The organism is Streptococcus sp. LYSM12 (assembly GCF_004569635.1).
GTDB lineage: Bacteria > Bacillota > Bacilli > Lactobacillales > Streptococcaceae > Streptococcus.
The window spans coordinates 1-8,335 of sequence record NZ_SPOZ01000043.1; the positions used below are offsets into that span (position 1 = coordinate 1).

Genomic DNA, 8,335 nt, shown 5'->3' on the forward strand with positions numbered 1-8,335 from the left:
CGTCTTTTTTTAAAGTGATAGCGAGCTGTTTGAGGGCTGCCCAAACAGAGGAGATACGACAGTTGAAATGTTCTGCTAGTTCTCGTAAAAAAGCATCTGGATGCTGTTGAACATAGGCTTCCAACTGCTCTAGGGGAATTTTGCGAGACTTAGCAACACGTTTTTTCCGCTCTAGATGCCCTTGTTCTGAAAGTTGTTTTTCCCAAACGTAAAGTGTGTTTGTGCTAATGCCAAAAAGCGCACAGGTTGCTTTTTTGCTGTGACCAGCAGTTACGTATTCTAATACTCGGTTCCTAAAATCTAAATCATATGCCATATAACTACTATACCATATACTGTTTATAAACTAAAGGAGTATAAAAATATAAACTAAATGACTATAAAAGATAAACGGAACGACTATATTAAGCCACACCTCCAAAGGGATGCCATACCTTCAACGATATAAAAAGAGGCTGATTGACCAGCCTCCTACTCAAGATTAAGCTACAATAGCTTTTGCAACTTCTTCTGTCGTCATGCGTGAAAAATAGTAGGTCGTATCGATTGTTTGGAGTTTTGCAAGCACATCTGCATATTCATAGCGCGTTCCGACCAGTAACTCCTCAATATCTGCGACATCACCAATTCCAAAGAAATCACCGTAAATCTTAATCGATTCAATGACTGATTTTTCTGCCTTGATATAGGTCGTAATTTTTCCTGCAGGATAACGCACGCTTCTCTCCACTGTATATTCAGGTGTCTGACCAAAAGTCCAATCCCAAGTTCCAAATTGGGTATCCCGAATTTCTTGGATGCGGTTCAGTTCATTCTCTGATAAGACATATTCATCCATATCAGGGTATTCTTGCTTCATTTGGTTCAAAATGGCATCCTTGAACTCTAAAACAGTCATTTTTTCTGGCAATTCCTGATAAATGTTGGTCACACGCGCACGGACTGATTTAACTCCCTTTGATTCAATCTTATCCTTGCTGACTTTCAAAGCATCTCCCAAAACGGTCATATCCACATCAAATAGCAGACAACCGTGGTGCATCATACGACCTTTGGCATAAGCTTGGGCATTTCCACAAATCTTCTTGCCGTCAATTTCAAGATCGTTACGTCCTGTAAAATCAGCTTTAACGCCTAAGGTTGCCAGCGTATCAATGACTGGTTTTGAAAAAGTCTTGAAATCAAAGGCTCCCTCATCTGCCTTGTTAGAAATAATGGTGTAGTTCAAATTATTCAAATCATGATAGACAGCACCTCCACCTGACAAGCGACGAACAACATGGATCCCATGGGTATCCGTATACTCCTTATTGATTTCCTGAATAGCATTTTGGTGTTTTCCAATGATAATAGCAGGCTCATTAATCCATAAAATAAAAATTTCATCAATATGGACTAATTCCTTAAAAGCATAGGCCTCTAGGGAAATATTATAAGCAGGATCATTGCTGTTATTGACAATGTATTTCATAGTATACTCCTCATTTTCTATCTCTATCTAGTATAGGGCAAACGCTCTCAAAATACAAGTGATTGGTATTGTCCCTCATCCAGCAAAAACAACACCATAAGCATGCCTATTTATGCTTTGCTTTGCGATAGAACTAAAGGATTGAGGGGAAGCAACATCTCGAAATCATCCTCTAGTAAAAATCAGCATCTGATGAGCTTTCATCATTGAGAATTGTGACTGTTTGAGGATAAAGAAAGCAAGGCTAGCCTCCTCTAACCCAACGCTCGAAAAGGGGAAGCAAGAATGGAAAAGTTGCTGTTGAAAGACTATAAAAAAGGAGGTGATTACCTCCTTTTAGGGCTTTATTTGCGTTTTGGTGGGTTGTGGATAGCCACTCCTAAAACGTCCAAGAAAGCTTCATACATCACTTCTGAGAAAGTTGGGTGTCCATGGATAGATGCTGCAACATCATCAACTGTCAATTCTGATTCCATGATAGTCGCTGCTTCGTTAATCATTTCAGCTGCTACTGGACCAATGATGTGCACGCCAAGGATTTCATGATATTTCTTATCTGCAATAACTTTTACAAAGCCATGTGCTTCGTTTGAAGCGATTGCCCGACCATTTCCATTAAAGCTACATTTCCCAATCAAGATATCGTTGCCGTATTGCTCACGAGCTTGATCTTCTGTCAAACCAACCATTGCAATTTCTGGATGTGTATACACGGCTGCCGGTGTGAAGTCCAATTTCGCTTTATGGTGATTACCATTGATTGCATTTTCAGCTGCCACCTCTCCCATACGGTAAGCGGCGTGAGCCAACATTTTCGTACCGTTGACATCACCCGGCGCATAGATACCTGGAATGGATGTTTCTTGGTAGGCATTTACTTTGATACGTCCACGATCCATCTCCAGGTTCAGATTTTCAAGACCTGCCAGTTGTGGCACACGTCCGATAGAAAGGAGGGCTTTTTCAGATACGATTTCTGAGCCGTCGTTCAATTTGATTGTTAATTGGTTGTTGGCTTCGATAATTTCAGATACACCAACAGAAGTCAAGAACTTCATACCTTTCTTAGAAAGAACCTTTTGCAACTCAATCGACACTTCACGGTCCATACCTGGGATAATGCGATCCGCCATTTCCACAACAGTTACTTCTGTACCATATGAAGCGTAGACAAGTCCAAGCTCCACTCCGACAACTCCACCCCCCATAACAGTAAGGGTTTTAGGAATCTCACGAAGATCAAGAATATCATCAGACGTCAAGACAAGTTTCGAATCAATTCCTGGAATATTGATGCGTGATACCTTTGAACCTGTCGCAAGCACGATGCTACGACCTTTGATTGTTTGGCTCCCAACCGTTACAGTCTTATCAGGATTTACTTGACCAAGACCATTGAAAATCGTCACCTTGTTAGCTTTCAACAGGCCTTGTACTCCACCTGTCAATGTCTTCACAACTGAGTTTTTGAAGTCCACAGTCTTATCCATGTCAATGGTGTAGTTCGTTGAAGCAAGGTTAATACCACGACCAGCTGCAATCTTTAAGCCGTCAAGGATTTCTGCATTTTTGAGATAAGTTTTCGTTGGAATACAACCTTTGTTCAAGCATGTTCCACCAAATTCTGATTTCTCAACGATCGCAATTTTTCCACCTAATTGTGCACCGCGAATCGCTGCATAGTATCCTGCAGGACCGCCACCAACAACAACCATATCATATTCATCTGCTGCAAGTTCTGCTTTTGGTGCCACGGGTGCTGTAGCTGGAGCCACAGGTACTTCAAGTCCTGCTGCTTTCAAGTCCGCTGTTGCTTGAATGACGTCTGCTTTTGGCGTTACTCCTGCTTCAACCACTTCACCCTCTGCACCAATATATCCGATAACTTCTGTTACAGGAACAGTTTCACCATTACCACGGACGATTTTCAGCAAGATACCAGAATCTTCTGCTTCCAATTCCATGCTGGTCTTATCAGACATCATTTCTAAGATAACGTCTCCCTCATTGACCACATCACCCTCTTGTTTTTTCCATTCAATGATTTCACCTTCTTGCATGTCAACGCCAAGTTTCGGCATAATAATTTCAACTGCCATAATCATATTTCCTTTCTTATTATTCCTGTTACATCAAGCGAATCTTACTTGATTTTCTTTCCACACGGGGGTCTCACGACGAAGCGTTCCACTTCTGTTCAGCCGCCTTTTGTCTAGGACTTTCTGAATACTCTTAGATCAGTAATTCCAATGGGTTTTCAAGTAAGTTTTTCAAATCAACCATAAACTTGGCACCATTCATCCCATCAATAATGCGGTGGTCAATGGTCAAGCAGAGAGCCATAATTGGGCGAATCTTAATCTCACCGTCAATCACAACTGGCGTTTGAACAGTTGAAGCGACTCCAAGAATTGCTGAATTTGGTTGGTTAATAATCGGGTTAAAGGTCTTAGTACCAAACATACCAAGGTTGGTAATGGAGAAAGTTGAACCAGACATTTCCGCGCCTTTCAACTTACCTGATTGGGCTTTTTTGATAACATCTTTTGAAGCCACAACAAATTCAGATAGGCTCATCTTGTCTGCACCATGAACAACTGGTACAACTAGGCCATCGTCTAAACCAACAGCGATTCCAAGGTTAACAAATTTGTGTAGTTCAATTTCTTGCGCATCGTTGATAAGTGAGGCATTCATGTAGCGGTGTTCTTCTTTCATCAACGTACGAGTAACCGCTAGACCAATCAAGTCGGTAAAGGTCACTTTTAAACCTGTCTTGTTCATAATTGGCTCAAGGACTTGCTTACGAAGTGCCATCAAGTTGGTCATGTCAATATCATAGTTCAGCGTAAAGGTTGGCGCAGTAAGATAAGAGTTGACCATTCCTTTTGAGATTGCCTTACGCATTGGGCTCATCTTGATGATTTCAACGCCTTCTGGCAATTCTTTAGTTGGTTTTTCTGCTACTGCCTTAGCTGGAGTTTGTTCTGCCGCTACTGGTTGGTTGGCTGCAAGCATTGCAAGCACATCTTCCTTGAGGATCTTACCATTGACACCTGTCCCTAGAACATCTTCCAGATTGATTCCCTTATCAGCTGCAATACGACGAGCAAGTGGCGTCGCTTTAGGAGCTGCCCCCTTGAAGTCTTCAACATCTGACTTGTGGATACGACCGTTTGCGCCTGTTCCTGGAACAAGTCCCAAATCAATCTCCAAGTCTTTAGCCAATTTACGAGCAGCTGGTGTCGCACGCACCTTGCCACCACCCTGAGGTTTTGCGACCGGCACGGGAGCCGCAGCTACTGCAACAGGTGCTGTTTCAACAGGAGCAACTTCAGGAGCTGAACTTGTTACGACATCTACAGTTTCTCCTTCTGCTCCGAGATAGGCAATGATTTCTGTCACAGGCACCATTGCACCATTTCCGTGAACGATTTTAAGAAGGACACCTGAATCTTCAGCTTCTAATTCCATACTGGTCTTATCAGACATCATTTCCAAAAGGACATCGCCTTCATTGACAACATCACCCTCTTGTTTTTTCCACTCGATGATTTCGCCTTCTTGCATGTCCACACCGAGTTTAGGCATGATAATTTCTATTGCCATGTAATCTTCCTTTCCGTTTTTTCTATTCCTTTCGGTTAGAGAACAAGGGAGCGACGGTCTTGAACTATCCCAAAACCGTCTGTCTCACTTTTACCCTTTATTCACTTGTTTGTAAATTGCAGCCTTAATCTTTTCAACATTCGGTAATACTGCATTTTCAAGAATGTTAGCATAAGGAACAGGAACATCATCAGAAGCGATACGAATAATTGGTGCATCTAGGTAATCAAAGGCGTCGCTTTCCGTGATAATAGAAGCAATCTCACCGATGAAACCACCTGTTTTATAAGCATCATTGACAAGAATTACTTTTCCAGTTTTCTTAACAGAGTTGATTATCAACTCTTTATCCAGAGGAATAAGAGTACGTGGATCAACGACTTCTACGCTGATACCCTCTGCTGCGACTTCTTCAGCTGCCTGAAGAACGCGCTCCAACATACGACCGTAAGACACAATCGTCACATCTGTCCCCTCACGTTTGATTTCACCTTTTCCAAGTGGAATATAGAAATCTGGGTCAAGATTGACTTCTTCTTTCTTACCATAAAGCGCTTTGGGCTCCAAGAAGATGACAGGGTTGTTATCCAAGATTGACGATTTTAACAAACCTTTAGCATCGTTGGCTGTCCCTGGCGCAACAACCTTAATACCTGGAATATGGGTCAACCACGCTTCAAGGGACTGTGAGTGTTGCGCTGCTGATCCAATTCCTGAACCAGAAGCTACACGGAAAGTTACCGGTGTTTTCAAGCCACCACCAAACATGTAGTTGGTTTTTGCAGCTTGGTTAACAATTGCATCCAGGGCAATCGTAATAAAGTCCATAAAAGTCAAATCAACAATTGGACGAAGACCTGTCTGAGCAGCACCGACTGCTGAACCTGCAATCGCAGCTTCTGAGATAGGTGTGTCGCGGACGCGTTTTTCTCCAAATTCTTCTAACATCCCAACAGAGGTACCGAAGTCTCCGCCATAGATTCCTACGTCCTCTCCCATTAAGAAGACGCGCTCATCCTTACGCATTTCCTCGCTTTGAGCCAAGTTAATCGCTTCACGCAAGGCCATTACTTTTGTTTCAGTCATGTTTTTCTCCTAGAAAATATCAAATCTTAGTCGTTCCACCGGGGAACGCTTGCTGTTTTTCCTTAAATTTTGAGGAATTAGTCCACAAAAACATCTTCATAAGCAATCGAAATGTCTGGATCTGGACTTCCTTGAGCAAATGCTACAGACGCTTCCACTTCTTCTGCAACCTGCGCTTCAATGGCATCCAATTCTTCATCTGTTGCAATCTTGTTTTCTGTCAAGTAAGCACGGTATTTTTTAAGTGGATCTTTGGCTTTCCAAGCATCAACTTCTTCTTTGGTACGATAGACACCTGCATCAGCAGTTGAATGTCCAAACCAACGGTAAGATTCAACCTCAACAAGGGCAGGACCATTTCCTGCACGGACATACTCAATCACTTCGTGCATTTTCTCGTAAACAGCCACGACATCATTTCCGTCTTCCACGTAATGACCTGGCATACCATACGCATCAGCACGTAAGTAAAGGTGAGGGATTTTAGTTGAATACGTAATATCTGTTGAGATACCATAACGATTGTTGATGATAAAGAAGATAACTGGCAAATTCCAAACAGCTGCTAAGTTCATAGACTCATGGAAGCTACCCTCATTGGTCGCTGAATCTCCTGAAAAAGCAATGACAATATTGTCTGTTCCAAGGTATTGCTGGCTAAGTGCTGCGCCGACTGCAAGGGCATAACCACCCCCAACGATACCATTTGTACCATAGTTTCCTTTTTCAAGGTTTGCCAAGTGCATGGAACCACCACGTCCTTTTGAGGAGCCTGTTGCTTTACCAGCAAGCTCAGCCATCATGGCATTGATGTCAATTCCTTTGGCAATGGTCTGACCATGTCCACGGTGATTTGAAAAGATAATATCTTGGTCCGTCAAATCCGCAATCGCTCCGACTGAAGCAGCTTCTTCTCCGACTGAGAAGTGGGTCATTCCTTGTACAAATCCACGGCGAACAAGTTTATTTAATTTCATATCCACATCACGGATTTGTTGCATTTTTAAAAACATATCCAAATGCTTTTCTTTTGAAATAGATACCATAATTTCCTCCAAAGTTATTCTGTTTCTTCTCTATGATAATTCAAAAATTCACAAATTGCAAATAATTTAACCGTTTTCTACTTTTTGCTTTATCTTTAAAAAAAGCTTAAATTAGTGCCTTTTTTCACAAATTTCACACACCCAATTTGTGACTGCATGTTCTTTTTTTCACAAACTTTATTTCCATTGAATATTCCTCTATTTTGTGATAAAATAACCGCGGAGGTCGCTATGGATTTCGATTTATTTTTATTGATTTGCAATTACATTGGTACCATTTCATTCGCCGTTTCTGGAACGATTAAGGGCTTTAAGAAAAAACTTGATATTTTTGGCATCACCCTGCTGGCTACCATTACCGCAATTGGCGGTGGTATCATTCGAGATACCTTGATCCATCAGGTTCCTATCGCCCTTGTAGAGCCATCTTCTATCTACCTCTCCATCCTTGTATCGATTATCATGTACCTGTTTGTCATCATGAAGAAAAATGAATCACCACGCGACAAAACCTTGTACCAGTTTCTCAGTAAGACCAACCTTGTCTTTGATGCAATTGGTTTGGTCATCTTTGCCTTGATTGGAGCAAGCACCGGTGTGGAGTTAGGCCTTAACTTTATGACCTCTGGTATTCTTGCGGTTCTGACAGGGGTTGGTGGCGGTATTGTCCGCGATCTGCTGGTTAATGAAACACCGGTTGTATTAAAAGAAGATGTCTATGCTGTCCTTGCTCTTTTTACAGGCATTAGTTACCACATTCTCGTCCTTGATTGGAAATTAACCCGAATTCCTGTCTTTATCAGCCTCTTCTTCATCTTCCTCCTCATCCGCCTCCTAGTCATTAAATATCAGATCAATTTGCCAAACATGGAGAAACCAGCAAAAAGAGGCTGAACTAAAAGTGATATACTCCCCTTATAGTAGACAGTGAAAAAACAAAAATTCACTAGACACTATAAGGGGAGTTTTCGTATGTCTAAAAGAAGTCCAAAATCAGTAGAAGAAAAATGTGAAATCCTTCAGTTGTATCTGAGCCATAAGCAGTCCCTCAGTCAATTAACGAAAACCTACCAAGTGTCTGATTATACTATCAGACACTGGATGAAGCGATATGAAAGCGACG

General features: G+C 41.8%; 7 protein-coding genes. 1 reads left to right on the plus strand and 6 read right to left on the minus strand.

Going from position 1 to position 8,335, the window contains the following annotated elements:
• The 6 genes from E4T79_RS10325 to E4T79_RS10350 all read right to left on the minus strand — a co-directional run.
• On the minus strand, window positions 1-316 hold a 316-nt coding region (locus tag E4T79_RS10325; RefSeq protein WP_135030022.1), incomplete at its 3' end, for an IS630 transposase-related protein.
• A gap of 165 nt (window positions 317-481) precedes the next feature.
• On the minus strand, window positions 482-1,471 hold the full coding sequence (locus tag E4T79_RS10330) for a lipoate--protein ligase (RefSeq protein ID WP_135030024.1): 990 nt from the start codon (window positions 1,469-1,471) through the stop codon (window positions 482-484).
• 344 nt (window positions 1,472-1,815) lie between these two features.
• Window positions 1,816-3,570: a dihydrolipoyl dehydrogenase gene (gene lpdA / locus E4T79_RS10335; protein WP_135030026.1), complete on the minus strand. Its 1,755-nt coding sequence runs from the start codon at window positions 3,568-3,570 to the stop codon at window positions 1,816-1,818.
• A gap of 133 nt (window positions 3,571-3,703) precedes the next feature.
• Complete coding sequence (locus tag E4T79_RS10340; RefSeq protein WP_135030028.1) at window positions 3,704-5,080, minus strand: dihydrolipoamide acetyltransferase; 1,377 nt, start codon at window positions 5,078-5,080, stop codon at window positions 3,704-3,706.
• Window positions 5,081-5,170: 90 nt separating this feature from the next.
• Window positions 5,171-6,166, minus strand: a complete 996-nt coding sequence (locus E4T79_RS10345; RefSeq protein ID WP_135030030.1) for an alpha-ketoacid dehydrogenase subunit beta — start codon at window positions 6,164-6,166, stop codon at window positions 5,171-5,173.
• A gap of 77 nt (window positions 6,167-6,243) precedes the next feature.
• Complete coding sequence (locus E4T79_RS10350) at window positions 6,244-7,212, minus strand: thiamine pyrophosphate-dependent dehydrogenase E1 component subunit alpha (RefSeq protein ID WP_135030032.1); 969 nt, start codon at window positions 7,210-7,212, stop codon at window positions 6,244-6,246.
• A 231-nt stretch (window positions 7,213-7,443) separates the two neighbouring features.
• Here E4T79_RS10350 and E4T79_RS10355 point away from each other — a divergent pair, with 231 nt between their 5' ends.
• Entirely contained in the window at window positions 7,444-8,106 is a 663-nt protein-coding gene (locus E4T79_RS10355; protein WP_135030034.1) for a trimeric intracellular cation channel family protein, read from the plus strand.
• The last annotated feature ends 229 nt before the right edge of the window (window positions 8,107-8,335 follow it).